The sequence below is a fragment of the Algoriphagus aquimarinus genome (genome assembly GCF_900112005.1).
Lineage (GTDB): Bacteria > Bacteroidota > Bacteroidia > Cytophagales > Cyclobacteriaceae > Algoriphagus > Algoriphagus aquimarinus.
Genome location: NZ_FOKK01000013.1, coordinates 26,736 through 53,709, shown reverse-complemented (window position 1 = coordinate 53,709; position 26,974 = coordinate 26,736). Strand labels below are relative to the sequence as shown.

Genomic DNA, 26,974 nt, shown 5'->3' with positions numbered 1-26,974 from the left:
AAGAACCTATCAATGGCAACTTCCCTTAAAAGCCTCAGTGCTCATTCATCCAAAAATATCCAGGATATCAGTAATAAAACTTTTGGAATCATCGTGTCCGAATGGAATGAAGATGTGACAGAAGCACTCTATTCTGGTGCATATCAGACACTTTTAGAAAATGGAGCGAAAAAAGAAAACATCATCCGAAGAAATGTTCCAGGCTCATTTGAACTTACACTCGCTGCTCAATGGCTAGCACAAGAAGAAAGCATTGACGCTGTAATCTGTCTTGGATGTGTGATTCAAGGTGAGACCAAGCATTTTGATTTCATCTGTGATGCAGTTGCACATGGAATTACTAATGTAAGCTTGAAATACAATAAGCCAGTGATTTTTGGAGTATTGACGCCCAATACTCAGCAACAAGCCATGGATCGTGCTGGAGGAAAGCATGGTAACAAAGGCGACGAAGCAGCTATCACTGCGGTGAAAATGCTCGGATTCTAAGAAAAAACCTATTAACCGATAAACCTATTCCTTATGAAAATCATGAAATTTGGAGGCACCTCTGTGGGCCGCCCAGAACGCATGCACCAGGTAAAAGATCTAATCACGCGTGGTGATGAGTCAAAAATCGTAGTTCTTTCTGCTCTTTCAGGTACAACCAATTCATTGGTGAGCATCGGTGAGGCATTAGCTTCTGCTGACAAAGCACTGGCAAAAGCTAGAATTGATGAGCTTCATGCACATTATAATCAGTTTTATCCTCTGCTGTTGAAGTCTGAATTGGCGAGAGAAAAAGCACAGGAAATCATCAAGGAGCATTTTGAATTTTTGAATATTCTCTTGAGAATCTCCTTCAATGAGGCTATCAATCGTGATATTCTAGCTCAAGGAGAATTGCTTTCTACTAAGTTGTTTCATACGCTGTTGGAAGAACTGGAGATTCCAGCTGTATTTTTATCGGCATTTGATTTCATGAGTATTGATGAAAATTCAGAGCCGGAATTACAGAAAATCTCTGATAAGCTTAAGGTAATTCTTGCTCAGCATCCAGACGACACGATTTTCATTACACAGGGATTTATTTGCAAAAATCATCTGAATGAAGTGGATAATCTGAAGCGTGGAGGCAGTGATTATACTGCGTCTTTGGTAGCTGCAGCAATCCAAGCTACCGCTTGCGAGATCTGGACTGATATCGACGGCATGCATAATAATGATCCTAGAATCGTAGACAAAACTCGTCCAATCGCAGAGATGTCTTTCGATGAAGCAGCCGAGCTTGCTTACTTTGGAGCGAAAATCCTTCACCCAGCATCTATCTGGCCAGCTCAGCAATTCAACGTACCGGTGAAATTGCTTAACACTATGCAGCCTGAGGCCCACGGCACCTTGATCAAAGCTGATGTAGAGACTATTGGTGTAAAAGCAATTGCTGCTAAAGACGGAATCACTGCTATTAAAATCAAATCCAGCCGTATGCTCTTGGCCTATGGTTTCTTGAGAAAGGTGTTTGAGATTTTTGAAAAATATAAAACCCCAATCGATATGATCACTACTTCTGAAGTAGCGGTATCGGTGACAATTGATGATTTGAGTCACCTAGATCATATTTTGGAAGAGTTAAGTACATTCTGTAGTGTGGAGATAGATAGAGATCAGACAATCATCTGTATCGTAGGAAATATGGTATCGGAAAGCAAAGGTGCGATACAATCCGTTATCGATTCTCTGATTGAGTATCCTGTAAGGATGGTTTCATTCGGGGGTAGTCGTCACAACGTCTCTGTTTTGGTCGATTCCAAATTCAAAAAAGAGGCTCTTCAAAGTCTCAATCAGGACTTATTTACTTGGTAAAAATAATGGCCGGCCTAGTGCCGGCTATTTTATTTAGACTGATTCTTATTACTTTTGAAGGATGTCAGTGGAAAATGATAAGCCAGGCTTTCTTCAGCGCCTACAAACAAAGTGGAAATTAGATAGCCTGCTTCAGGTCGTATTAGTTTTGATCGTTTTCGCCTGTACTGGATTTACTATTCTTTTTATAAAAAATCCGATTTTAGATTTTTTCGGAGTTGAGAAAGGTGGATTGCTAAATACTGTTCTCTATTTACTCCTAGTTCTTCCTCTATATCAAATCATTTTACTGATCTACGGCTTTATTTTCGGTCAGTTTACCTTTTTCTGGGAAAAGGAGAAGCAGATTTTCAGGAGGATTGGAGGATTGTTTTCTAAGCGGAAATAAATATTTAACCGCAGAGCCCGCGGAGATTTTCCCAGAGGCTGGAGTTTAAAATTTGTGGTAAAGCCAATTTTTCAATTTTCAAATTTTACAATATTTCAATCCAATCAAGAAATCCTACTCCAATTCACTGCAGTTTTCTTTTGTTGCTTGATTTGTCTTAGCATCGGCAAATTCTCTGGCTGAGTCAGTTCAGCGTCATTTGCTAAAAGTTGCTGTGCTGCATCTCTCGCCAAAGTCAAAATCGCAGCATCCTTGCTCAGATCAGCGATCAACAAGTCGGTTATTCCACTCTGCTGTGTGCCCATCAAATCTCCTGGCCCACGTAACCTCAAATCCACATCGGCAATCTCGAAACCGTCATTGGTTCGCACCATTGTTTCCAATCGTACTCGGGAATCCTTCGAAAGCTCATACTTGCTCATCAGGATGCAATAACTCTGCTCAGCACCTCTTCCCACCCTTCCTCGCAGCTGATGCAGCTGTGAAAGCCCAAAGCGCTCTGCGTTCTCAATGATCATCACCGAAGCATTGGGCACGTTCACACCTACCTCGATCACTGTAGTCGCCACCATGATCTTTGTTTCGCCCTTCACGAAGCGCTGCATCTCGTATTCCTTTGCGTCAGCTTTCATACTTCCGTTCACGATTGAGATAGGATAGTTGGGAAAAGCACGGGAAATGCTTTCATAGCCATCCATGACATTCTTCAGATCCATCTTTTCAGATTCTTCGATCAGCGGGTAAACGATGTAAACTTGTCTTCCTTTTTTGACCTCTTCGTTGATAAAACCGAATACTTTGAGACGGTCTTTATCATATCGATGCACGGTTTGGATCGGCTTTCTTCCTGCAGGCATCTCATCGATCACCGAAACATCCAGATCTCCATATAGTGTCATCGCCAACGTTCGTGGAATAGGTGTGGCCGTCATGACTAATACGTGCGGGATAAATTGCTCATTCTTGGCCCAGAGTTTCGCTCGCTGGGCTACCCCAAAGCGATGCTGTTCATCAACGATCGCCAAAGCAAGATTTTGAAACTGCACGATATCTTCCAAAAGTGCATGTGTTCCGATAAGGATTTTTAGTTCTCCGGAAAGTAGTTCTTCGTGAATGATTCTTCTCGCTGCTTTCTTTGTAGAGCCTGTCAACAAATCGATTTTCAGCCCCATCATGTCAGCGAATTCTTTCAAGCCCGAATAATGCTGTGTCGCCAAAATCTCCGTAGGCGCCATCAGGCAAGCTTGTGCTCCAGAGCTAATCGCTATCAAAGCGCATATAAACGCCACCATCGTTTTTCCGCTTCCCACGTCTCCCTGAATCAGACGATTCATCTGCTTCCCAGACTTTAAGTCACCATAGGACTCACGGATTACCCGCTTCTGAGCATTTGTGAGTTCGAAGGGAATGTGATTGGTATAAAACTCGGTGAGTAATTCTGTGTTGTTCAGGATTTGACCGCGATACTTCTCCACCCGAGCTACTTTCAGCATGAGCAGCCGAAGTTGCAAATAGAAAAACTCTTCGAATTTCAAGCGCTTTCTCGCTCGCTGAAGCAAGTCTGGCTTGGTAGGAAAGTGGATTTGGCGAATAGCTTCCTTTTTCCCTATGAGTTGGTATTGCTCTAAAATCTCATTAGACATCGTCTCCTGAATGTGCGGGAAGCAAACCTGAACCAATTGCTCCATGATTTTGGAAATCCCTCTGGAATCCAAAAATCTGGCTTTGAGCTTTTCTGTGGTGGAATAAATCGGTTGGAAATTATTTCTAGTTTCGTTGGCAGTAGTCAGTGGCTCCATCTCAGGATGTGCGATGCTCCATTTTCTGCCAAACTGGGCAGGTTTTCCTAAGAAAACATAAGCAGCACTGGGAGTAATATTCTTTTGAACCCAAGCGATTCCTTTGAACCAGGTCATTTCCATCTCTCCAGTTTCATCGGCCACCTGAGCCACGAGCCGCTTTTTATTGCCCATGCCTACGAGCTCTACTTTTCGGATTTTGGCAATGACCTGGACTGATTCCATGTCGGAATGCAGCTCTCGGATTTTAAAAAACTTCGTCCTGTCCTCGTACCGAAATGGATAATGCTGTAGCAATTCCCCGAAGGTGAAAATATTCAACTCCTTGTTGATCAGGGCGGCGCGCTGCGGGCCTACTCCTTTGAGAAATTCTATTTTGGTGTCAAAAAAGCCGGACAAGGAAAATTAATTTTTGGGTTGACCAAATTACGCCCAGTAAGGCCAAATGCCAATTAAATGACTGGAATTGTCTGAAATCAATTTTAGGATTGAGTGATTGACTTCCAGAGTTCTTCTAATTCAGACTTATTTGCTTGAATACTTTGTAGCAAAATCATCTGGTTCTTTGCACGATGAAAGTTCTGTTCAGGGTACTGCACTTTATAATAGACATTCCCTTGGAGGTGATCGGTAAAAAAGCGAAGGCCCATAATGCAGGTCATTACTTCTCCCGCAAGCATAAGTGAATTAGTTTCTTCTTCCGTAGCTAGCGATTTGATTCCTTCCCAATAGCCTTTGAGCAATTGCTCGAAAACAGGGATTTCCAGTTTAATAGCCTTCCAATTTTGACTAGTTTCTGACTCAGAGCAAGCAACTGTGCGTACTAAATCCCCAAAGTCATACATTAAGTATCCACTCATCAGGGTGTCTAGATCGACCAAAGCTTCCACTTTTTGAAGATCATGGGAAAAAATGAGATTGTTGATTTTGGTGTCGTTGTGCGTGAGACGAGATGGAAGAATTGCCTGGAATTTCTGATAAGCCGCAATTAATTCTTTTTGACCAAGGTAAAAATCTAGTACTTCCTGATCTTCATTTGAAAGTGCACCTTTTCCTGCAGCAACTTCCTCAAGCTTTGCGAAGCGCAAATCCAATCTGTGAAAATCTGGAATACACTCCTGCAATTCTGAGGTTGCAACTGCTTTTCCCCAATCTGCAAAAAAGCCATATGCTTTTGCCGCCAAGTAAGCTTGATCCAATTCCGAAATCTCTTGGATCGTCTGTCCAGAAACGAATTCGAACAAACGGAATAATTTCCCATTCCAATCTGTAATGAGCTTTTTATGCGAATTTAGGATAGGCAAGGGGAGTTGAAAGGGAAGCAAATTTCCATCGCCTTGAGATTTGACCAAGCGCTGATTGTGTGAAATTCGCTCAGGATATTGAAACACTCCATTATTGAATTCCTGCAAAATGAATTTCAAATTTCCAGCTTCTATTAAATACGTGCCGTGGATCAAACCTGCTCCGAAGGCTTGGAATTCAAAATTCTCGAATGAATCAAACGTATAATTGGCCAGAATACCGGCGATGTGTTCCTTAATCATGTCCCAAAGCTATAGTATCCCGACCAAATCGGAATTATTAGGCGTAAAAAAACTGACCATTTAAATCGGTTTTATACTTTTTGATTTAGTCGTATTAATTCTCTTATCATGGTTCCATCAGCTTTACTACTTTAGATGAGCAAAGGCTTGACACTTGGACTTTCAACCATAAGCTGAATTAGAGAATAGGCTTTAGTAAAGATATTCTCATAAATGAATCTGCTAGCAGATTAGAAATCATGTTGAATTCACATTGAAATCAGTCCGTCCAACCAAAAGAATAATCTTTTCCATACCTTTTATTTTGAAATTGACGAGATATGGCAAAAAACTGAGTAAACTTCTGAGTCAGTCTTTTCCCATTTCGCAGAAAATAAATACATTAGCGAAATTTATTATTTAAGTCGAAGGTATTTTATAAAAAAAATTAAAGAATACATTAATCCCATATACTATGAATGTAACCTCCATTGACTGGGCGATCATAGCCGCTTTCTTTGTTATCTCCCTCTTGATAGGACTTTATACATCGAAAAAAGCAGGATCATCTGCCAAAGAATTTTTCCTTTCCGGTAGAAACATGCCTTGGTGGTTGCTCGGAGTGTCCATGGTAGCAACTACTTTCTCTGCAGATACACCGAACTTGGTGACGGATATCGTGAGAAAAAATGGTGTTGCTGGTAACTGGGCCTGGTGGGCTTTCTTGCTGACCGGTATGCTTACTGTTTTCGTCTATGCCAAATTGTGGAGAAGATCAGAGGTTACAACTGACTTAGAATTCTACGAATTGAGATATTCCGGTAAAGGAGCAGCTTTCTTGAGAGCTTTCCGTGCCATTTATCTAGGTGTATTTTTCAACGTGGTGATTATGGCCACAGTATCGCTTGCCGCTATCAAAATCGGTGGCATAATGCTAGGTTTAGAGCCTTACGAAACTTTGCTTATTGCTTCGGTAGTTACAGTGATTTATAGTTCTCTTGGTGGGTTAAAAGGGGTTCTTTTAACAGATTTCTTTCAATTCTTTATAGCTATGATCGGCGCTTTCGGCGCGGCATATTATATCCTTGATCTTCCACAGATTGGTTCTCTGGATAATCTTCTAACCCATGAAAATGTAGTAGGAAAGCTTGATTTTCTTCCAGATTTCTCTGATCCGAACGCATACATTCCATTGTTTTTGATGCCAATTGCTATACAATGGTGGGCAACTTGGTATCCTGGTGCTGAGCCAGGTGGTGGCGGATACATTGCACAGCGTATGCTTTCGGCTAAGGATGAAAAAAATGCGATTGGAGCGACTCTATTCTTTAATATAGCACATTATGCTATTCGCCCTTGGCCGTGGATTTTGATTGCTTTGGCGTCATTAATTGTTTTCCCGAATGTATCTGATATCTCTGCTGCCTTTCCAAATATTCCCGCAGATAAACTAGGAGATGATTTGGCTTATTCAGCCATGTTAACATTCTTGCCAACTGGCTTGATTGGTATCGTTTTGGCATCCTTGATTGCAGCGGTGATGTCTACACTGTCTACTCACTTGAATTGGGGATCTTCATACATAGTGAATGATTTCTACTTAAGATTTTTAAAGCCTGAAGCTTCAGACAAAGAATTAGTAGCAGTAGGAAGAATCTCCACGGTAGCCTTAATGGCAATGTCAGCTGTCCTTGCTTTGGCACTTTCCAGTGCTTTGGATGCATTCAATATTCTACTTCAAATTGGTGCAGGTACTGGCTTGATCTTTATCCTAAGATGGTTTTGGTGGAGAATCAACGCATATACAGAGATCTCTGCGATGGCAATATCTTTCGTCGTTGCTATATTCTTCGAGGTGATCAATCCAAAAGTAAACTGGATCATGATCCCAGAAAATCAAGCTTATTTGAAATTAGTTTATAGTGTAACTATCACTACAATTGGCTGGTTAATAGTGACGTTCATCACTGCTCCAGAAAAAGACGAAGTATTACTTTCCTTCTATAGAAAAGTAACTCCTGCAGCTTTTGGATGGAAAAAGGTATTGGACAGATATCCTGAGGAAAAACAAACAATCGGTCAACTGCCTAAAGAAATCGGGTTGATGATGATAGGTTCAGCGATGGTATATGCCGCTTTATTCTCCACAGGATTCTTCATTTATGGCAATATGCTTGGAGGTTTTATTGCTGCAGCAATAGCACTGGGTGGAGGAGTTATTATTATCAGATCCTGGAAAAACCTTAGTTAATCTTCAAATTTGACGGAATTCATCAGGTGGACCATGTCCGCCTTGATGTATTCTATCACTGGTGCAAGTGAATCATTTTTCATTGCAGTATTGAAATATAATGCTCCTCTAAGGAAGTTGTTGGTAGAGTCTGTAACAAAGAATTGGAATTGTGTTGGCACTTCCCCAGTCAATTCCGCAACAACTCCAGTATATCCTTCAGGAGTAATCATAACAGCTTCCTCAATTCCATAAGCTTTCACTTGATGCTGTGAGGTTAGTCTAAAGGCATCATTTGATAATTTTTTAAAATCGAAATTGTTGCCGATTCGCTTATACGTCAAGTGTACTTTGGCTCCAAAATCTGCATAATTCAAATTGACCCAAGTATCTTCATGGAGGTTGAAAGAGTCAGCTTCAATTCTGGAATAAGTAGAAAAATCGATTTGATAAGGATATCCAGAAGATAGCTTCTGAAAAGCATGTGCAGGCAAATCTATTCGATTATAACCAGGTGGCTTTGGCAGATATGTCTTATCACAACCTACTAATCCAACTAACAATATGCCAATCCAAAGATGTTTCCTCATGGTTTAAAATTAGACAAAGTGTTTGATTTGGCTTCGGAATAATTGAAATTTAACCAAATAACCAATCTCTATTCAAATGAAAAAAGCAATACAGTTTCTTTCTGGCGCTCTAATGGTTGCCATCTTTATGATGTCTTCGATAGCAGCTACAGCGCAAACCACAAAAGACGAATTTTTGAGTAAATGGCAAAATAGTAAGCAGTTCACCATAGATGTTCTCAATAAAATGCCAGACTCAGGTATGGATTACAAAACTGATCCAGCAGCAATGTCCTTCAAAGAGCAGATTCATCACATCGGAACAGCAATTACTGGGATTTCACAAGGATTTCTAAAAGGATCTGACCCAGGGTTTACGATTGATCTTGCGACAGCATCAAAAGCTGATTTGGCAGATTACATAGCAAAATGCTATGACTATGGTACTTCTACTATAAAGGCGCTTTCTGATGCTGATGCAGGCGAAACTATCGAAGTATTTGGAAACAACGTGAGCAGACGACAAGTGATGGCTTTGTTAATGGATCACTCTACGCATCATAGAGGAGCAGCGATTGCATACCTAAGAGTTGAAGGAGCAGAGCCTCCTGCGTATGTAGGTTTCTAATAGAAATTGACCTAAACATCAAAAAGGCTCTCAAATTATTGGGAGCCTTTTTGCATTATCTAGGTCGATGGTTTGATTGGATTCAATAGTTAAAAAGTGGTGTCAAGTCAATCTCGAGATAATATCATATGCCTCAGGATATTTTGACACTAATGCTTCCTTCTCAAAAAGCTGAAAATCATTAAAATCAAACCCCGGAGATACCACGCAGGAAACTAGTGCATAACTGTCCTGACTATCAACAGTACTTCCAAAAATTGTATTGGCCTTAACCACCTGATAAGGGAGCTGTTTTTCATTTTCATATGGTAATCCTAGTCTTAGTTCCTGGTGACCAGTGTCATTTAACAGGTGAATGGTTAGTGCAGATCCTTCATGAAAAAACCAAAGTTCGTCGCTTTTGATTCGATGAAATTTGGAGACATTAGCAGAAGTCAAAAGGAAAAAAATTGACGTGGAGAGATTCCTGTTTCCGGATTCTGTGGGTATAGTTTCAGTTGATCGATAGGTTTCCTTGTAAAAGCCTCCTTCAGGATGTGGAAGAAGGTTTAGGCTTTCAACTAGGAAATCTATACGGCTTTGAGTTTTCATCTTATGAATTTGGGTAAGATCTAATCAATATGTCCACAATTCGTTCAGCAGTTTTCCCATCCCATAGTGGAATTCCCTGATATTGCTTCCATTCACCTTTCATGATTTTCTCCAAAAAAGGCTTTAGCTTGGCGGGATTTGTGCCCACTAGTTCGTTGGTTCCGAGGTGAATAGTTTCCGCGCGTTCAGTATTGTCGCGCAGTGTAATACAAGGGACATTCATGACTGAAGCTTCTTCAGTGATTCCGCCTGAGTCTGTTATTACTCCCTTAGCATTTTTCACTAGGTAGTTAAATTCTAGATATCCCAGAGGATCACTCATGTGCAGATTAGGGGCATCTATCCCAAGAGATTGCAGGTTTTTGGCTGTTCTTGGATGAACAGGGAAAATGATAGGAAGTCCTTTTGTACCGTCCAAAATTGCATCGATCATGGCTTTGAGCTTATGCTCCTGATCCACATTCGCAGGGCGGTGCATGGTCATGACAAAGTATTGTCCAGACTTCAGTTTATCAAAAATCTCACCTTCTGGTTTCTGAAATCGAGGCATCTGAGCCATGAGGGTATCGATCATCGTATTGCCTACGTAATGGATCTTTTCCTCTGCAAAACCACTTTTACGAAGGTTAGAGTTGGCTATTTCCGAAGTAGTGAAAAAATGATCCGTGATGCTGTCGGTCACCATACGGTTGATTTCCTCTGGCATACTGAGATCACCAGAGCGGATTCCACCCTCCACGTGAGCCACATCGATCTGAAGCTTTTTGGCAGCGATGGAGCAAGAAAGTGTACTAGTGACGTCTCCTACCACCAATACCAAATCAGGTCTGTTCTCTAGCAATTCTTTTTCAAAAGCCACCATAATGGCTGCAGTCTGCTCGGCTTGAGTGCCTCCACCTCCGCCCAGATTTGCATTTGGCTCGGGGATATTTAGTTGGTCAAAAAAGTCACCAGACATCTTCTTATCATAATGTTGACCAGTGTGGACTAGCCTAAATTTGACTGGAATTCCCCCCTGTTGCTTTTTGATAAATTGATGAATAATAGGTGCAATTTTCATGAAATTGGGTCGTGCACCTGCAACTATGGTAAAAGTAGCCATCGTTTGTTGTTAGTTTCAGTCCAAAAATAACAAATCCTTTTGGACGCTAGGAATGAAATTAGCTTTCTTTTGGTAAGTCTATTTTGGCTCCTTTTTTGTTTCTTTGCAACGCTATATTTTCTTAACTAACTGAATTTGATGGATTGCAATAACTGGCCAAAAGCAGTGAAAGCCCTTTTACTTCTCGCGACCGTAGTTTCATTTTTCGCCTGTACCGAAACACTGGAATCAGAAAAAGTGGTCTATACCAATAACTTTTCAGACTTAAACCTAGCAGGTTTTGAAAATGGAAGACTTTTTGTTTTTCAAAATGATACAGTAGTGGGCTATTATCACAACGAAGAAATAGCAGTTAACCTTACTGAACTACCACCTCACAATCTATTGAAGGTCACATTAGAAATTCTTGTGCACGACAGTTGGGATGGTAATCCTTCAGACGGACTGGGAGGTCCAGATCAATGGTTCTTTGGTGTAGATAATGAAGAGGTTTTTAGGACCTCCTTTTCCAATTCGCCATGTGAGTCTACCTATTGTCTATATCAATCCTATCCAGACACCAATTTCAAGCAGAATAGACCTAAGTCTGGAGCAATTCAAACAGATATGCCTGGGCTTTGCCTCTTTGGAGCATTCCCAAATTATACTACGAGGTATAGAATTGTTAAAATAATTGAACATAGTAATACTAGTGCAAGAATTTATATGAATTCAGACTTAGTATCCACAAACTCTCCAGATCCTTTGTGCGACGAATCTTGGTCCCTTGCAGAAGTTACTGTTGAAGCCCTTACTTTGAAATGAGAATGATGAAGAAAAGGAATATTCTAAATAGCTTTTTTGGGGTTTGGTTACTGATGCTTGTAGTAAGTAATTATTCGGTGGGACAGACTGTACCGGTGGGAACTCCAGTACTGGATGATTACCTAAGAAGAGCTCAATTGTTGGGTGACATAGATTCTGCTTCCTCATTTATGATTCGGCCTCTTTATCCAGTTTCTGCATTCGGGATCAAATATGGTTTTGATCTTGATAGTTCAGTAGTAGATATGGATGCTACTACAGTTCATAAGTTTTTCGGAAAGGATAACAAAGGCAAATTTTTAATGTTGCCAGCTGTGGCGAAGTTTCAATACAATTCGACCTATGCTTTTGGGGTGAATGATGGTGCTTTTATTCCAAATAGAGGAATACAGGCTATACTTAGCCCAGGAGCATATTTGGAGTATGGTCCTTTCAGTTTGCAGTTTCAGCCGGAACTCTTGATGGCTCAAAACCAGGACTATGATGGCTTCCCTATTGAGCATCAGGCTACAATTCTTTTCTATTATGATTATATGAATCGAATAGATATGCCGGAGCGATTTGGAGAAGATTCGTATACGAGTGCGTATTTAGGCCAGTCTAGTATTCGTTATAATTTTAGAGAGTATTCACTTGGTATTTCTTCCGAAAATCTATGGTGGGGGCCCGGAAGAAGGAGTTCGCTACTACTTGGGAATAATGCTCCAGGTTTTATTCATTTTACAGCTAATACTCGCAAACCTGTACATACAGGAATTGGATCTTTTGAGGGGCAGATGATTGGTGGATTCTTGAAATCTTCTGGATTTTTGCCTCCATGGCCTGACTATAGGATCCAAGAAAATAATGTCTATATACCAAAACCTACTAATAGTAAGCGATTTATGTCTGGATTGGTCTTGACATACCAGCCTAAGTGGGTTCCAGGTCTTTTTCTTGGTTATGGCTCTACTAGCCAGATGTACCGCAGAGATGTATCTTCTTTAGCAGATATTCTTCCCGTATTCAATGGAAGGAAGAAAGCCCAAAATATTGTGGATCCAATCCAAGAAAAGAGACAACAGTTTAGTTCGGGCTTCTTTAGATGGATGAGTCCAGAAGGACATTTTGAATTCTATGGAGAATATGGCACGCGTGACAATGATCGCAAGTTGAGTGACTTTATGATTACTCCAGAATCCGGTCGAGCTTTTACCTTTGGATTTTCACATTTAATGAGCTTGAGAAAGCCTGGGCATTATTTCCAGATTAGTTCAGAAATGACGCAAACTGGGCAGACCATCAGAGATGATATCAGAGCCTTAAATACTTGGTACATTCATGATTATGTGAGAGACGGCTATACTCACAATGGACAGGTACTAGGTGTTGGAAATGGTCCGGCAAGTAATATGATTTTCATGGAATTTGCTTGGGTGCACAAGATGAATAGAATTGGATTCCAGATGGAAAGGATTGTTTACAACAATGACTTCTATTATTACAGATACGAGGCTTCTAAAGATTGGAGAAACAAATATGTGGATCTAGTCCCTTCCTTGATTGGAGATTGGAAGGTTGGTAGTATGTTGGTTAATGCAAGACTACAATATGTAAATACCCTAAATTATAAGTGGTATTTGGAGAATAGCCCAGATCAGTATTTTATCCCAGGATATGATCGGAAGAATTTCGTAGCTCAAGTAGGTTTAGCTTATATTTTCCCTTAGAAGAAAGATTAAATAACGATATGAAAGTAGAGAAGAATAAAGTGGTAGCGGTATGCTACGACCTGAAGGTAGATGATGGTGAAACAGGGATGGTTCCGTATGAAACTGTACCAGAGGATAAGCCTTTTTACTTTTTGTTTAACGCTGGAGAGGTTTTTCCAAAATTCGAAGAAGCATTGCTCGGCAAATCTGCTGGGGATGTATTTTCTGCTGACCTGGGTTTTGATGATGCTTATGGAGATTACATAGAGGAGAAAAAGACCATTATCCCAAAAGCTAATTTCAAAGAAAAAGGAAAGGTGAATAAGGATCTCTTACGTGTCGGGAATGTGATTCCTATGCAAGACAATAAAGGCGGTCAGATTCGTGGAGAGATTACCAAGATTGATTACACTGGAGTTCATATGGATTTCAATCCTCCATTGGCAGGATATGACTTATCCTTTTCGGGTAAAATCATTTCCGTTCGAGATGCGCTGCCTGTCGAAATAGAACATGGACATGCACACGGTCCTGATGGACATCATCATCACTAATTATATACAATGCCCTGTTCTTAGAATAGGGCATTTGTCGTATAGTGTGTATTGATAAGTTAGGATACTTTTGAGTGAACAAGTATTTCTAGCTATGACAAAGGATGTTATAATTGACTTGATTAGAAAAGCGTTGCTTATAGGGTTCTTTGCCGCATTAATGGCCTGAGTTACCTAAGAAACTTTGATAAAGTTATTTTTCGAGAGACTGTTTGGACAATAGGGGTGATTGTTACAACGGATCTTGGCCTCCTACTTAATGGAGGCCTTTTTTAATTTGAGCTAGCTAGTAAGTTTGCCTGCTTTTCCGCCAATGTCTTAAGTCCATCGATTCGCTCAGAGTTATAAAGTTTCAATGCTTTATGTAATTGCAAAGTAGCTCTCTGGAAGCTCTGCTCATTAAAAAGTGATATAGCATCATTGTAGTACTGCAAACCTGCCAGTTGGGTCAGGTTGACTTTTCTGAAAATTGCATTATCCGATAAATCAATTTTTGGTGCGCCTAATCGTTGATTGAGAGATTTAAGCTTAACCGAACCATCTGCTTTGTAACCTTCAAGGTATGAAGCTACTTCTGATGGAGCTGTGATCATTCCACCTATTTGAAGCGTGCTTTCCAAGATGATGTCTTTTCCATCATAGTTCACCACAATGAATACGTGATAATCAGTCTCTACTACTTTGTAGTCAAATTCGTAGCGATCCAAAAGCAAAGCTAAAGCAGCAGATCCGCTAACACAATCGAATTTGCCCTGCCCAAGCATGTCGTTGAAAGTAGAATGTTGCTCGTATGTTTTAAATAATTGCTGATGTGATTTTTCAAAAATCTGACGAAGTACATTCAGATGTGTTCCTTTCTTACTGAATTTCTTGTCCAATTCTGCTAGGAGTTCATTCCATTTTTCATCTGAGGGGGTTTGCTCAGCTTGTACTGCTCTAAAAAGTAAGTATGGGTTCTGCTGACCTGCCTCCCAAAGAGCCTTTTCGGAATTACTATCAAAGCTTAACTCTTCTAACATTCCAGCAGCCTCTTGCGCCACGGCTATGAAGCCAAATGCAAAGGATAGAATGTATGTGAGTAATGCTTTTTTCATCTCGGATGAAGCTAATGTTACTAATGTTACGGTCAGTGTTACGTAAAGTTAACAATTTGGTAACATTAAAACATATAGCAATCCAAAACTTAACATTGGAAGAATGTTAATGATCAGTGCTCAGTCTCAGCGTTCAGTGTGCAGCAAATCTTCAGACTTGAAGCTTGGACATAGTATAATGAAGTCTCAAGACTTCTTTTACTTAGATATTTGGCAGTCTGAAGACTGCATGTCAAAAGGCACAAGTCATGAGACTTTGCGCCAAGCTGGAACTGACTACTGCGACTGATCATTACTTAAATCCTCAATTGCTTCCTTAATAAGATCCATCTCAAAGCCCTTATTCATTAAAAACTGGGTGACTTTGAACTTCTTTTTGTAGGCGTCAGACTCGGTGGTAGTCTCCCATTTTTTCTCAGTTTGAGTTAAAAGAGTATCGTAATAATCCTCAGGATCTATTTCTGAAAGGCCTTTCCGGATGAGTTCTTCAGAAACTTCGCGCATTTTCAGCTCCATCCGAATACGGTTTCTTCCCCATTTTTTCAGCCTAAACTTTCCCCTTGCGAAGGATCTCGCATAGCGCTCTTCATTGACGAATTCCTCCTCGATCAATTCTGCTATCAATTGCTCTGCAGGTTCATCGGTAATGCCTTTATCGTAGAGCTTGCGCCGAATTTCCCAAGGACAACGTTCCTGATAGGCACAGAAAGTGGTAAGCTTTTCAAAAGCTTCTTCCTGTGACCAGGAGTTTTTTCCTGACTCATTTGGCTTATATTTTCCCCAACTGGACATTTTCCGTAATTTTAGACCAAATTATCCCTAGTTTCTTTTTTATCAAACCTTATTAAATTTTCAAAACTCATTATGCGTAAGAAAATCGTAGCCGGCAACTGGAAAATGAACATGACTTTCGAAGAAGGTCAGACTCTAACTTCCGAAATATTGAATATGATGAAGGATGAGCATTCTGGCGATGCTATCGCTGTGCTTAACCCTCCTTTTCCACATATTTTCCCAGTGAAAAAACTGATCGGAGAAGCAAAAGGTGTATTTATTGGAGCTCAAAACTGCTCTGACAAAGAAGCTGGAGCATTTACAGGAGAAGTTTCTACAAAGATTCTTGCTTCCTTTGGTGTGCAATATGTGATCATCGGCCACTCTGAGCGTCGTGAGTATTTCAAAGAAAGCAATGAACTACTTGCTGCTAAAGTGAAACTTGCTCTTGCAAATGGCTTGACTCCAATCTTCTGCTGTGGAGAATCTCTAGAGATCAGAACTGCAGGAACTCATGAGCCAAATGTAAAATTTCAGTTGACTGAAGGTCTTTTTGACTTAAGCCCTGAAGATTTTTCTAAGATCGTGATCGCTTATGAGCCGATCTGGGCGATTGGAACTGGCAAGACGGCTAGCTCTGAGGAAGCTCAGGACATGCACGCTGCTTTGAGAAGACACGTAGCTTCTAAATATGGTAAAGACATAGCAGAGAATACTTCTATCCTTTACGGTGGTAGCTGTAATCCTAAAAATGCACAGGAGCTTTTCGCTAAGCCCGATGTAGATGGTGGATTGATCGGTGGAGCATCGTTGAAGTCTCGTGATTTCGTAGACATTATCAAATCATTCTAATATAAAATGGATTACCTGGAGTTTAAAATCAAGTGCCTGGAACAATTCCGGGAAATCCTTATAGCTGAACTATCCATGATAGGCTTTGATTCCTTCCTCGAAAATGAGGAGGGAATCGATGCTTATACGCTGGAATCAGATTTCGATCGAGTGGCTTTCGATGAAGTGATTGCTCAATATAAAGTTGATGCACAAATCACTCTGGAAGAAGGCGTGATGCCAAAAGTCAATTGGAACGAAGAGTGGGAAAAAAATTACGATCCCATCGAAGTAGACGATCTAGTCTATGTTCGAGCTTCATTTCACCCCAGCGTTCCTGGTTTCAAACACGAGATCGTGATCAATCCCAAGATGTCATTTGGCACGGGACATCATGCGACTACTTTCCAGATGCTTCGCCATCAGGGCGAAATCGATCACCAAGGCAAAAGAGTGCTTGACGTGGGTTCTGGAACAGGAATTCTCGCCATCATGGCGCATTTGCTGGGAGCAAGTCAAGTCGAAGCATTCGATATCGACGATTGGTGTGTGGACAATGGCAACGAGAACTTTGATCTGAATGGGCTAACTACGCGAATGAATTTAGGTACAATCCGCGAAGTAAGGCCACAAGGTGAGTTCGATATTGTTTTGGCAAATATCAATAAGAATATTTTGCTTGACGAGATGGCTATTTATGCTGGATTGCTGAAGGAGAAGGGTTTTTTATTGCTTAGTGGATTCTACACCGAGGATATCGAAGATCTGAATAACTGCGCTAAACCACTTGGATTAGAATTGATTTCTCAGCAAAGCAAAGACAACTGGGCAGCGCTGATTTTGCAGAAAAAAATATAAAGACAGTAGACCGAAGACGGAAGTAAAAAAGTAAGTGGTAGGATTTGTAAGTGGAATGGTTCTCATTCCTCACAGGGTTCAACTCTGCTTTGTCGCCGTATATCGTAATTCGAAAATCGTAAATAAGAGTAGGAAGTGCCAAGTAACACCAGGACCTGACAAACTTTAAGACTGTAACATATAACCTTCATGACTGAACTGATTATTTACGCCGTCGTTTTTGTGTTGCTGATTGGACACTGCCTTTTTGCAGGAAAGATGTATCGTGCTGTACATGAAAATTCCAGACTGACGTTGTCAGAGAAAAACGACTGGAAACTCAAAGCACTTATTTTTCCGATCTATTTTTGGGGAAAATATAAGAATGCAAAAGGCTAGCTTTTTTGCTTTTAAGTAAACTTTTTGGCTGATACAGCCGATTATAGAACCAGTACTTTTAATTATTCAAAATACAAGAAACTTAGTTTACTAAATTAGCTTCATGGAGTACCTCTGGAAACAAAAGCCCAAAACCTCACAACCAGCCATAGATCAGCTGAGCAAAGAGATCAATGTCAATCTGACATTGGCCAACATGCTGATTAATCGAGGGGTGGAGAGTTTTGAGCAGGCGAAGAGTTACTTCCGTCCGTCCCTTACCTCCCTTCACGATCCTTTTCTGATGAAGGATATGACTGAGGCTGTAGAAAGGATTCAAGTTGCAATTGCCTCTGAGCAAAAGATCATGGTGTATGGAGATTATGATGTTGATGGAACGACGGCGGTTGCATTGATGTACGGTTTTCTAAAAACCTTTTATCCAGATGTAGTTTTTTATATCCCAGATCGCTACAAAGAAGGCTACGGTATTTCTGAAAAAGGAGTAAGGTTTGCTGCTGAAAATGAGATCAAATTGATTATCGCATTGGATTGCGGGATTAAGGCGATTGAGAAAGTAGCTTTAGCCACAGAACTTGGCGTTGATTTTATTATTTGTGATCACCATACACCTGGTGATGAACTACCCGCTGCAGTGGCTGTTTTGGATTCTAAGCGTAGTGACTGCAATTACCCATACAAAGAACTCAGTGGGGCAGGAGTAGGCTTTAAACTGATTCAGGCTATTGCAATAAGACGCGGAATGGACAGTGCTCTTTTGGATGCTTATTTGGATTTGGTTGCCGTGAGTATTGCTGCGGATATTGTCCCTATCACAGGGGAAAATAGGATTCTAGCCTATTACGGACTTGACCGATTGAATAATACTCCACGTCCAGGGTTAAAAGCTCTGATGCTGAGCAGCAATTTGGAAAAGGACATCGGGATTTCGGATGTGGTTTTCAAAATTGGGCCGAGGATCAACGCCTCTGGCAGACTAGAGCATGCGAAAGCCTCTGTGGAATTACTGATTTCTTCAGACTTGGAGGGCGCGATGGAGCGAGCCAAAGTTGTAGACGAAGTGAATGCTACCCGGAGGAATTTTGACGAGAATATCACGAAAGAAGCATTTGAAATGATCGCTTCTCGTGAGGAATTAGCAGAGTGGAATTCTACTGTGCTTTTCAAAGAAGACTGGCACAAAGGTGTAATTGGGATTGTGGCAAGTCGTTGTATTGAGAAATATTACAGACCTACTATCATTTTGACAGAGTCCAATGGGAAGGCAACCGGTAGCGCCAGATCTGTCGTGGACTTCAATATTTATGAAGCCATAGAAGAATGTACGGATCTGCTTGATCAATTTGGAGGGCATATGTACGCCGCTGGATTGACACTTCCTGTGGAGAATGTACCTGCTTTTCAGGAGAAATTTGAAGCCGTGGTAAAGAGCAGAATTCAAGAAGTTCATCGTAAGCCAGTCATAGAAGTTGACGATGAATTACTTTTAGATCAGATAAATTACAAGTTTTATAATATCTTGAAGCAAATGGCACCTTTCGGTCCAGGAAATACAGAGCCGATCTTCCAAATAGCAAATGTATATGCGGAAGATGTGACTGTGCTGAAGGATAAACATCTGCGATTCAAAATCGTCCAAGATGGTCAGGTGACTACACCTGTTTGTCTAGGATTTGGGATGGCGGATCGTGCTAAAGACCCGGATTTGACCACAGTAAATATGCTTCGTGGGAAGATGCGATTTGATATAGTTGCAGAAATGAGAGAAAATGTATTTCGCGATAAGAGCAGTTTACAGCTCTATGTGAAAGACATAAAATTTGACTGATATGATTCTTCGTGCCGAAAATTTAGTGAAAATATACAAAGGTCGCCGGGTGGTGAATGATATCTCCGTGGAGGTAAGTCAAGGCGAGATCGTCGGGCTATTAGGACCAAACGGAGCCGGAAAAACGACGTCTTTCTACATGATTGTAGGCTTGATTCAACCAAATGAAGGCAATATTTTTTTGGAACAGGATAAAATCACTAGCCTGCCTATGTACAAGCGCGCACAGTTGGGAATTGGATACTTAGCTCAGGAAGCTTCGGTGTTCAGAAAGCTTTCTGTAGAGGAAAATATCATGGCTGTACTGGAGATGACCAAAATGCCAAAGCAGGAGCGTAAAGAAAAAGTAGAAAGCCTGCTAGAAGAGTTCAGCCTAACACACGTGCGCAAAAACCTCGGTATGGTTCTTTCCGGTGGAGAAAGAAGAAGAACTGAAATAGCTAGAGCTTTAGCGGTAGACCCTAAATTCGTCTTGCTAGATGAGCCTTTCGCAGGTGTGGATCCGATAGCCGTGGAGGAAATTCAAACCATAGTAGCAAAGCTAAAAACTAAAAATATTGGCATTCTGATCACTGATCACAATGTAAACGAAACACTTTCTATCACAGATAGAGCCTACTTAATGTTCGAAGGTAAACTGCTGAAAGCTGGAACCGCAGAAGAGCTTGCAGCTGATGAACAGGTCAGGAAAGTGTATTTGGGATCTAATTTTGAGTTGAAACGAAAAGTTTTTAATTGATGGAGGTTCTGAATTCTTTTATGACCTGGATATTCAAGAGTCGGCTAGGTCAAATCGATAATTTCAAGCATAATCCCATTACTGTACAAGAAACTATTTTCGAGGAGCTCTTAGAAGCTGGAAGAAAAACTGATTTTGGTATAGAGCATGGATTCTCAGAGATTAAAAACTATGCTGATTTTGCTAGTCGAGTTCCCATCAGGAATTATGATAAGTTTAAGCCCTACATCGATAAGACGATGGCAGGTAGTGAAAATGTAATCTGGAATACCGAAATAGAATGGTTTGCTAAGTCATCAGGAACGACAGCAAGCCGTAGTAAATATATCCCCGTAACGCATGAGAGCCTAGAGGAATGCCATTATAAAGGAGGAAAGGATATGGTCGCACTTTACATGGCCAACTATCCAGATTCTAGAATGTTTGCAGGTAAGACGCTCACTATTGGCGGAACATTAGAGAACAATCCACTTAATCCTCAGGGTACTGCAAGAGCCGGAGATATCTCTGCGGTGATCATGGAGAATCTGCCTTTTTGGGCGTATTTCGTCAGAACTCCTTCCAAAGAAACTGCACTGATGGGAGAATGGGAGGCGAAGATCGAGAAAATGGCTCTTGAGACCATGGACGAAGATGTGACCTGCATGGCTGGCGTTCCTACTTGGACTATCGTGCTTTTACAAAAAGTACTTGAATTAAAGAAAGCCAAGAATATCACGGAAGTTTGGCCTAATCTTGAGATCTTTTTTCACGGAGCAGTTGCGTTTGGTCCTTATAAAAGTCTTTTCAAAGAACTCATTCCTTCGGAAAAAATGCGATACATGGAGACATATAATGCCTCTGAAGGTTTTTTTGGGATTCAGGATCAGAAGGATTCTGATGAGTTGCTTTTGCTTTTGGATTATGGAATTTTCTATGAATTCATTTCCATGGAAGAGTGGGATAATGAAGATCCTGAAGTGATTCCATTGTCTCAGGTGGAGGTAGATAGAAATTACGCGTTAGTGATTACCACCAATGGAGGACTCTGGCGATATAAAATTGGAGATACTGTGAAGTTCACCTCTACATCTCCTTATCGATTCAGAATTTCAGGTCGTACAAGGCATTTTCTGAATGCATTTGGTGAGGAAGTGATCGTAGAAAACGCGGAGAAAGCAGTTCAGTTTGCCGCTGAACAGACTGATGCCAGAATTGCCAACTTCACTGCTGCACCAGTATATTTTGACGGTTCAGGATCAAAAGGAGCACATGAGTGGATTATAGAGTTTCAGAAAGAACCTTCAGATCCAACAGAATTTGACAGGCTTCTAGACGTACACTTACGTGAAATTAATTCAGATTACGATGCCAAACGTCATAAGGGATTAGCCCTTGTCGCACCAATAATTCATCATGCCCCATCTGGTCTTTTTGAAAAGTGGATGCGTAAAAGAGGTAAACTAGGAGGACAGCACAAAGTGCCCAGATTGTCTAATTCCAGAGAGTATTTGGAGGAGATATTGGGATTAGGAGAGATTTCCTAACTAGGGAAATTGAGCTTGGTTAGATCTTAATATTTCAGACTACAGTACCTAGTTTCACCGTCTTTTAAATCAACCTTCCACTAGAAATTTTTCTAAATCTTGGAGACTTATCATTCCTTCATAGTAGGCTCTTCCAAAAACAGAAGCAGACACACCCATGTCTCTAAGTCGTCTGAAGTCATCAATCCCTCTAACTCCACCACTTGCGGCTAAATGTATTTCGGGGAATTTGTCTCTTATACTCTGAAAAAGTGCGAAGTTGGGACCTTCCATAACTCCATCTCTTGACACATCGGAGCATTTCAGGTATTTCAAACCCCTTTCATAGAAAAAGTCAATATGATCAAAAAGATCAATTTCCGTTTTCTTTAGCCAGCCTCTTATTTTGATTTTGTTATCAGCAGGGTTGGTGTCGGCAGCTAGATTGATTTTTTCCCTTCCATAGGAAAGTATGAACTGAGCAAAGCGCTCGGGATGATTTGCCGCAGCTGAACTCACTGTGATAGTACTAGCCCCAAATTCAAAACATTTGATTACATCTCCATCTGTAGAAATCCCGCCTGTGAAATCTACTTTCAAGTCAGTATATCCTGCAATTGCTTCAAGTATGTGGTAATTCTTTGGCTCGCCTCTACGTGCTCCGTCCAAATCTACTAAGTGGACTCTTTTCAGCCCTATAGATTCAAAAGCTTGAGCAATCTCCAGCGGGTTGTTGGATATTACTTCTTCAGTGGAAAAATCCCCTCTCTTGAGACGGACACATTTACCATTGATTAGCCATATAGAAGGAACAATTTCAAACATCTTTAATAAAATTCAGGTTTATCGGTCTTATGATTCAGGTTAAAGATAGTACACGCAGGCACTATAAATCTTAACCAAGATGCAAATCTTTTAGTACAAAGACTATAGGTTTTAGTCTAGGATAAAGCAAATTTGCTATTTCAATACTTTAATTTAGCTATTTTCCCCTTAGCTCCAGATGCCCAAACGGAGCCATCCGCATGTCCCATTTTTACGGCATGAAAACCATCTTCTGAAATTGGCTGCCAATTTATACCGCCATCGACGGAATAATCTGAGCCCGCAGGACCTACTGCAATCAACCATTTTTGCTGGGAAAAATACACAACTCCAGATCTATATCCACCCGGTCCCTGCTGAGGCTTTATCCATTCCTTCTTGCTAGAAACAAAAATACCGGCAATACCTTCTTGCATTTCTTCATTCAAATAATCTCCACCTACTGCAATGATTTCTCCTTTGCCCATACTTGCTATGGAAAAAATTCCCTGAGATGATTCACCTTGAATAAAAGGGGTTTTATGCTTTTCCCAAGTAGCCCCCATATCTTTTGAAAAATGTAGATTGGATTCCGTGCCACCTGTTCCAAGCCAAAGCTCATTCCCTTCGGCCTGAAGTGAAGTAGCACTCGCTGCGAAAGCAGCTTCTCCATCGGCAGCGCCTGGCAGGGAGTCTACCGGGTACCAAGTATTGCCTTGGTTGGCCGTTTGTAGGATAGTCCATTTTCCCTCACTAGGATCACCGATTACAAAGCCTCTAGTAGGGGAAGAAAAGCTTATACCATCCAGAAAGGCAAGTTCATTCTCCTGATGCTTCAGCTCCCAATTTTGTCCTCCATCAAGTGTCTTATAGATAACTGCCGGTTGACCTGCGGAGACCACTATGGCAGTCAATGCATCGAAGGCATGAATTGATCTGAAATCTACGGTATCGAGCCCTGCTACCACACCATGATCCCATGTCTTACCGCCATCAATGGTTCTAAGCCATGTGCCCTTGCTTCCACTTGCCCATGCTATTTCACTTGTCAAGGGGGCAAGCCCTCTTAGCGATGATTCTACTGGTGTCTCAAGAATATCCCAGCCTGTTGGGCTGTCTGCTAGATTTTCCTCAGAATTTTTGCAGGAAAAAAGCGCTACCAATAATGATAGCGCTAGTAAGTTTCTCTTAATCATATAAATTTTAAAATCAGACTATGTCAACTTTTCTGTAGGCTTGGATTAAGGCTTTCTCTCCTTCTACTCCAGGAGAGGCATTTCCATGTTCCATACCCATTACACCCTTGAAACCTTTTTCGTGGATGAATTTGAATACATTGCTATAATTGATTTCTCCTGTTCCTGGTTCCTTTCTGCCTGGATTATCTCCGATTTGAATGTAAGCGATCTCATCCCAGGTTTTCTGCATGGTTGCAATTAGGTTTCCTTCATTGCGTTGCATGTGGTAGATATCATAAAGAATCTTACAAGCAGGGCTATCTACAGCCTTACATATCATATAGGACTGATCTGCATGACGTAGGAAAAGATCAGGGTTATCACTCAATGGCTCCATCACCATCACCAAACCCTCTTTTTCTAACACTTCAGCTCCACGCTTGTAAGCTTCGATCACATTCCCTGTCTGCACGCCCATTGGGAGATTTCTTTCGAAATATCCTGGCACTACAGTCATCCATTTTGCGCCAACGCGCTTTGCCACTTCCACAGATTTCTTACAGGTATCTACAAATAGATCCGAATGCTCTTTTTTACCTGTGGTCAGCGCAGTTTTCCAATTTTCGCCTCCTTCAATAACAAATACACCCATTCTCATCCCTAGGGATTCAAGTGTTTTTCCAATAAGCGCCTGCTCTTCTACAGACCTTTTTAGCATATTATTGTCCTCCAGAGACCTAAAGCCCTGATCCGCCATGAATTTCAATTCATCGACGATACCTCCTGGAGCAGAATTTTTGAACATTCCGAAGTGAGGAGCAAAATCCATATGGAACGTAGGCTCAGCTTTGCCAGCGGCAAATGAGGGCATACTCATAGCTCCAGAAACACCCAAAAGGGTGCTTCCTAAGCCAACTTTCTTTATAAAGCCTCTTCTTTCCATGATTAAACTACTTTAGTTTTACCAGGAATGGCATGAGGATAATACATATCTGGACCTGGCAATACCTTAGGCATAGCATCCCATGCTAATTTCTCTGGCATCAAATCAACCTGTCCATTCAATGCTTCTTCGAACGTCAATGGCTTGCCAGAATAAGTAGCATATCTACCCATAATAGCTGTCATGGTGCTATTTGCTGCGTTTTCTGCATCTGCAAATTTATAATCTCCTTTGAACAAGGTTGCCCAAAGTTGATCATGCTCTACTTGATACGGATTTGGCTGATTCTTACGATCGTGATCATAAAGCACATTGCCTTTCCAATCTTTCAGTGTTCCGTGATTACCAGCACTTAGGTAAGCAGTTCCTTTGGTTCCTTGGAAGCTTTCATCCACACGGTTTTGAGCTCCTGGGAAGTGACGACACTCACTGTGAATCACAGATCCATCAGCATAGGTATAAGTCAGTACATGGTGATCAAAGATTTCACCATGTTCTTTACCTGTACGAATAAGTCTACCGCCAGTACCTTCAGCTTTCACTGGAGGACCTTTCTTCACCCAGTTCGCCACGTCAATATTGTGCACGTGTTGCTCATTGATATGATCACCACAAAGCCAGTTGAAATAGTACCAGTTTCTCATTTGGTATTCCATCTCTGTTTGGCCTGGCTGACGTTCTCTTACCCATACTCCACCATCGTTCCAATAAACTTGACCATTGATGATGTCACCAATTTCGCCATCGTGAATACGCTTGATTGTCTCGATATAGTTTGCTTGGTAGTGTCTTTGAAGACCTACCACTACGTTCAATTTCTTAGCTTTTGCCTCTTCAGCTGCTTTCAATACTTTTCTGATTCCTGCAGCATCTACTGCTACTGGCTTCTCCATAAAAATCTGTTTTCCTTGCTTCACAGCTTCTTCGAAGTGCATAGGACGGAAGCCTGGAGGTGTAGCAAGAATAACTACATCCGCTTGAGCGATGGCATCTTTATAGCCATCAAATCCAACAAATTTCATATCCTCAGAAACAGCGAGTTTGTCTCCGTATTTCTCATTCAATGCATTGTATGCTGTGTCTAGCCTGTCTCTGAAGGCATCTGCCATTGCGACAATCTTGATGTTATGTCCCGTTGCTAAGGCTTGAAAAGCAGCGCCGGTTCCTCGGCCACCACAGCCGATTAATGCTAGTTTTAACTCATTGACTGGAGCCGCATAGGCGCCTGGCAACACAAAATTAGAGGCCACCAATCCGCCTGTAACCAGAGCGGAGGTTTTGATGAAATCTCTGCGAGAGTTTTCGTTTTTCATAAGTATAGGTATTAAGGGTTAGTAATCAGTAATTGGCTTGGCTTGATAATAAGCCATAATTTCTTCTGGACTTGGTGGGATTTGAGGCCTTACAAGTCTCAATCCTAGGAAAGGGGCTTCTGGAAACCACCATTGACTTTTAGGTATCTGTGGATCAATTCTCTTCCAGTCCGCGGTGCTTACAAAACGCTTGGTGGAGCTTAATTCAGAAGCTTCTGTATCGTAGCTACCTCCTCTTACTACTCTTGGATAGAGTTCTGTTGAAGGATTAGTAGGATTTACGGACGGAGATTTAGCATAGAACTCATCATCGTATTGATCTGAAGTCCATTCTAACACGTTTCCATAAATGTCGTAAAGTCCCCATGGGTTTGGCTTCTTTTTGCCAATAGGATGGGTAGTTTCTGCAGAATTCTCTCTGGTCCAAGCGTAGTCTCCAAGTGCAGATGCATCATTTCCAAAGAAGTACTTCGTGTCAGTTCCAGCTTTTGCCGCATATTCCCATTCTGCTTCTGTAGGAAGCCTGTAGAAAATGCCAGTTTTCAAATAAAGCCAATGGCAAAATTGGATGGCTCCGTACTGAGTCATGCCAATAGCTGGCTTACCTTCTTTGCCCATACCGAAAGTCATGTCCAAATAAGGCATACTCGGTCTGGTCAAACCATCTACGATTTCCCCGATCGGGCCTTCGGAAATGGCTAATTCGTAATTTTTATCTAGGAAAAGCTCAAAAGCATCCCAAGTTACTTCATGCGTTCCCATCCAAAAAGGGGCAATTTTCACTTCATGCACTGGCTTTTCGTCCGCAGAATTTTCTGAGCCCATCATGAAGGTTCCTTCAGGAATTGGAGTCATCTGAAATGCTACTTCAGTTCCTGGGATTTTCTGGGTATAGGATTCGAAATTGGAGTCATTGACATCAAAGCTCATCAGCATCAATGCGCCAATCACTGTGTATTTTGTGTTTGTCTTAAACATGTTCAAGGAAAAAATCTTTAGCATTAA

The 26,974-nt window shown here is 41.2% G+C and carries 26 protein-coding genes; 14 read left to right on the top strand and 12 right to left on the bottom strand.

All coding sequences use genetic code 11. From position 1 onward, the window contains the following. Positions 1-12: 12 nt before the first annotated feature. From ribH to BM291_RS15825, 3 genes are all read left to right on the top strand, one after another. Complete coding sequence (gene ribH, locus BM291_RS15835; RefSeq protein WP_092899180.1) at positions 13-489, top strand: 6,7-dimethyl-8-ribityllumazine synthase; 477 nt, start codon at positions 13-15, stop codon at positions 487-489. A 33-nt stretch (positions 490-522) separates the two neighbouring features. After that, positions 523-1,842, top strand: coding sequence for an aspartate kinase (locus tag BM291_RS15830; RefSeq protein ID WP_092899179.1), 1,320 nt, complete (start codon positions 523-525; stop codon positions 1,840-1,842). A gap of 61 nt (positions 1,843-1,903) precedes the next feature. Further along, positions 1,904-2,230 (top strand): DUF6787 family protein, encoded by a 327-nt coding sequence (locus BM291_RS15825; protein WP_092899177.1) that lies wholly within the window; start codon positions 1,904-1,906, stop codon positions 2,228-2,230. Between the two features lie 104 nt (positions 2,231-2,334). Here BM291_RS15825 and recG read toward each other — a convergent pair whose 3' ends face one another. After that, positions 2,335-4,428, bottom strand: coding sequence for an ATP-dependent DNA helicase RecG (gene recG / locus BM291_RS15820; RefSeq protein ID WP_092899175.1), 2,094 nt, complete (start codon positions 4,426-4,428; stop codon positions 2,335-2,337). An 83-nt stretch (positions 4,429-4,511) separates the two neighbouring features. Then, on the bottom strand, positions 4,512-5,576 hold the full coding sequence (locus BM291_RS15815) for a phosphotransferase enzyme family protein (protein WP_092899173.1): 1,065 nt from the start codon (positions 5,574-5,576) through the stop codon (positions 4,512-4,514). Positions 5,577-6,030: 454 nt separating this feature from the next. Between BM291_RS15815 and BM291_RS15810 the strand changes: the two genes are divergently transcribed. Beyond that, positions 6,031-7,806, top strand: a complete 1,776-nt coding sequence (locus BM291_RS15810) for a sodium:solute symporter family protein (RefSeq protein ID WP_092899171.1) — start codon at positions 6,031-6,033, stop codon at positions 7,804-7,806. On the opposite strand, the gene gldD is transcribed toward BM291_RS15810, so the two are convergent. Beyond that, positions 7,803-8,375: a gliding motility lipoprotein GldD gene (gldD, locus tag BM291_RS15805; RefSeq protein WP_092899169.1), complete on the bottom strand. Its 573-nt coding sequence runs from the start codon at positions 8,373-8,375 to the stop codon at positions 7,803-7,805. The genes BM291_RS15810 and gldD overlap by 4 nt on opposite strands. Before the next feature lie 76 nt (positions 8,376-8,451). On the opposite strand from gldD, the gene BM291_RS15800 reads away from it, so the two are divergent. Next, positions 8,452-8,982, top strand: a complete 531-nt coding sequence (locus tag BM291_RS15800; RefSeq protein ID WP_092899167.1) for a DinB family protein — start codon at positions 8,452-8,454, stop codon at positions 8,980-8,982. A 102-nt stretch (positions 8,983-9,084) separates the two neighbouring features. Here BM291_RS15800 and BM291_RS15795 read toward each other — a convergent pair whose 3' ends face one another. Both BM291_RS15795 and wecB read right to left on the bottom strand, forming a co-directional pair. Then, positions 9,085-9,573, bottom strand: a complete 489-nt coding sequence (locus BM291_RS15795) for a cupin domain-containing protein (RefSeq protein WP_092899165.1) — start codon at positions 9,571-9,573, stop codon at positions 9,085-9,087. 1 nt (position 9,574) lies between these two features. After that, positions 9,575-10,675, bottom strand: coding sequence for a non-hydrolyzing UDP-N-acetylglucosamine 2-epimerase (gene wecB, locus BM291_RS15790; RefSeq protein WP_092899163.1), 1,101 nt, complete (start codon positions 10,673-10,675; stop codon positions 9,575-9,577). A 138-nt stretch (positions 10,676-10,813) separates the two neighbouring features. Here wecB and BM291_RS15785 point away from each other — a divergent pair, with 138 nt between their 5' ends. The 3 genes from BM291_RS15785 to BM291_RS15775 are packed head-to-tail and all read left to right on the top strand — an operon-like array spanning position 10,814 to position 13,724. Then, a complete protein-coding gene (locus BM291_RS15785) occupies positions 10,814-11,479 on the top strand; it encodes a hypothetical protein (RefSeq protein ID WP_175499727.1) in 666 nt (221 codons plus the stop codon). A gap of 2 nt (positions 11,480-11,481) precedes the next feature. Then, positions 11,482-13,188 carry a capsule assembly Wzi family protein gene (locus tag BM291_RS15780; protein ID WP_317045668.1) on the top strand — a complete coding sequence of 569 codons (1,707 nt, stop codon included), beginning with the start codon at positions 11,482-11,484 and terminating at the stop codon, positions 13,186-13,188. A 20-nt stretch (positions 13,189-13,208) separates the two neighbouring features. Continuing rightward, positions 13,209-13,724 carry an FKBP-type peptidyl-prolyl cis-trans isomerase gene (locus BM291_RS15775; protein WP_092899161.1) on the top strand — a complete coding sequence of 172 codons (516 nt, stop codon included), beginning with the start codon at positions 13,209-13,211 and terminating at the stop codon, positions 13,722-13,724. 272 nt (positions 13,725-13,996) lie between these two features. Here the strand turns inward: BM291_RS15775 and BM291_RS15770 are convergent, their stop codons facing one another. After that, positions 13,997-14,818 carry a hypothetical protein gene (locus BM291_RS15770; RefSeq protein ID WP_092899159.1) on the bottom strand — a complete coding sequence of 274 codons (822 nt, stop codon included), beginning with the start codon at positions 14,816-14,818 and terminating at the stop codon, positions 13,997-13,999. A 276-nt stretch (positions 14,819-15,094) separates the two neighbouring features. After that, positions 15,095-15,610 (bottom strand): regulatory protein RecX, encoded by a 516-nt coding sequence (locus BM291_RS15765; protein WP_092899157.1) that lies wholly within the window; start codon positions 15,608-15,610, stop codon positions 15,095-15,097. A 72-nt stretch (positions 15,611-15,682) separates the two neighbouring features. Here BM291_RS15765 and tpiA point away from each other — a divergent pair, with 72 nt between their 5' ends. The 6 genes from tpiA (at position 15,683) to BM291_RS15735 (ending at position 21,752) form a co-directional block, all read left to right on the top strand. Then, complete coding sequence (tpiA, locus tag BM291_RS15760) at positions 15,683-16,444, top strand: triose-phosphate isomerase (protein WP_092899155.1); 762 nt, start codon at positions 15,683-15,685, stop codon at positions 16,442-16,444. Between the two features lie 6 nt (positions 16,445-16,450). Continuing rightward, positions 16,451-17,281 (top strand): 50S ribosomal protein L11 methyltransferase, encoded by an 831-nt coding sequence (gene prmA, locus BM291_RS15755; RefSeq protein WP_092899153.1) that lies wholly within the window; start codon positions 16,451-16,453, stop codon positions 17,279-17,281. A gap of 189 nt (positions 17,282-17,470) precedes the next feature. Continuing rightward, positions 17,471-17,659 carry a hypothetical protein gene (locus tag BM291_RS15750; RefSeq protein ID WP_092899151.1) on the top strand — a complete coding sequence of 63 codons (189 nt, stop codon included), beginning with the start codon at positions 17,471-17,473 and terminating at the stop codon, positions 17,657-17,659. Between the two features lie 103 nt (positions 17,660-17,762). Continuing rightward, positions 17,763-19,487 carry a single-stranded-DNA-specific exonuclease RecJ gene (gene recJ / locus BM291_RS15745; RefSeq protein ID WP_092899149.1) on the top strand — a complete coding sequence of 575 codons (1,725 nt, stop codon included), beginning with the start codon at positions 17,763-17,765 and terminating at the stop codon, positions 19,485-19,487. A gap of 1 nt (position 19,488) precedes the next feature. After that, complete coding sequence (gene lptB, locus BM291_RS15740) at positions 19,489-20,226, top strand: LPS export ABC transporter ATP-binding protein (protein WP_092899147.1); 738 nt, start codon at positions 19,489-19,491, stop codon at positions 20,224-20,226. Further along, complete coding sequence (locus BM291_RS15735; protein WP_092899145.1) at positions 20,226-21,752, top strand: GH3 auxin-responsive promoter family protein; 1,527 nt, start codon at positions 20,226-20,228, stop codon at positions 21,750-21,752. Before lptB ends, BM291_RS15735 begins: the two co-directional genes overlap by 1 nt. A 69-nt stretch (positions 21,753-21,821) precedes the next feature. On the opposite strand, the gene BM291_RS15730 is transcribed toward BM291_RS15735, so the two are convergent. From BM291_RS15730 to BM291_RS15710, 5 genes are all read right to left on the bottom strand, one after another. Further along, on the bottom strand, positions 21,822-22,556 hold the full coding sequence (locus BM291_RS15730; RefSeq protein WP_092899143.1) for a 1-(5-phosphoribosyl)-5-[(5-phosphoribosylamino)methylideneamino]imidazole-4-carboxamide isomerase: 735 nt from the start codon (positions 22,554-22,556) through the stop codon (positions 21,822-21,824). Positions 22,557-22,696: 140 nt separating this feature from the next. Beyond that, the gene (locus BM291_RS15725) at positions 22,697-23,731 is read right to left on the bottom strand and encodes a WD40/YVTN/BNR-like repeat-containing protein (protein ID WP_092899141.1); all 1,035 of its coding nucleotides are present in this window, start codon (positions 23,729-23,731) and stop codon (positions 22,697-22,699) included. A gap of 13 nt (positions 23,732-23,744) precedes the next feature. Continuing rightward, complete coding sequence (locus tag BM291_RS15720; RefSeq protein WP_092899139.1) at positions 23,745-24,656, bottom strand: hydroxypyruvate isomerase family protein; 912 nt, start codon at positions 24,654-24,656, stop codon at positions 23,745-23,747. Positions 24,657-24,658: 2 nt separating this feature from the next. Then, positions 24,659-25,969: a Gfo/Idh/MocA family protein gene (locus BM291_RS15715; protein WP_092899137.1), complete on the bottom strand. Its 1,311-nt coding sequence runs from the start codon at positions 25,967-25,969 to the stop codon at positions 24,659-24,661. Between the two features lie 18 nt (positions 25,970-25,987). Next, positions 25,988-26,971 carry a formylglycine-generating enzyme family protein gene (locus tag BM291_RS15710; RefSeq protein WP_394333453.1) on the bottom strand — a complete coding sequence of 328 codons (984 nt, stop codon included), beginning with the start codon at positions 26,969-26,971 and terminating at the stop codon, positions 25,988-25,990. Positions 26,972-26,974 lie beyond the last annotated feature (3 nt).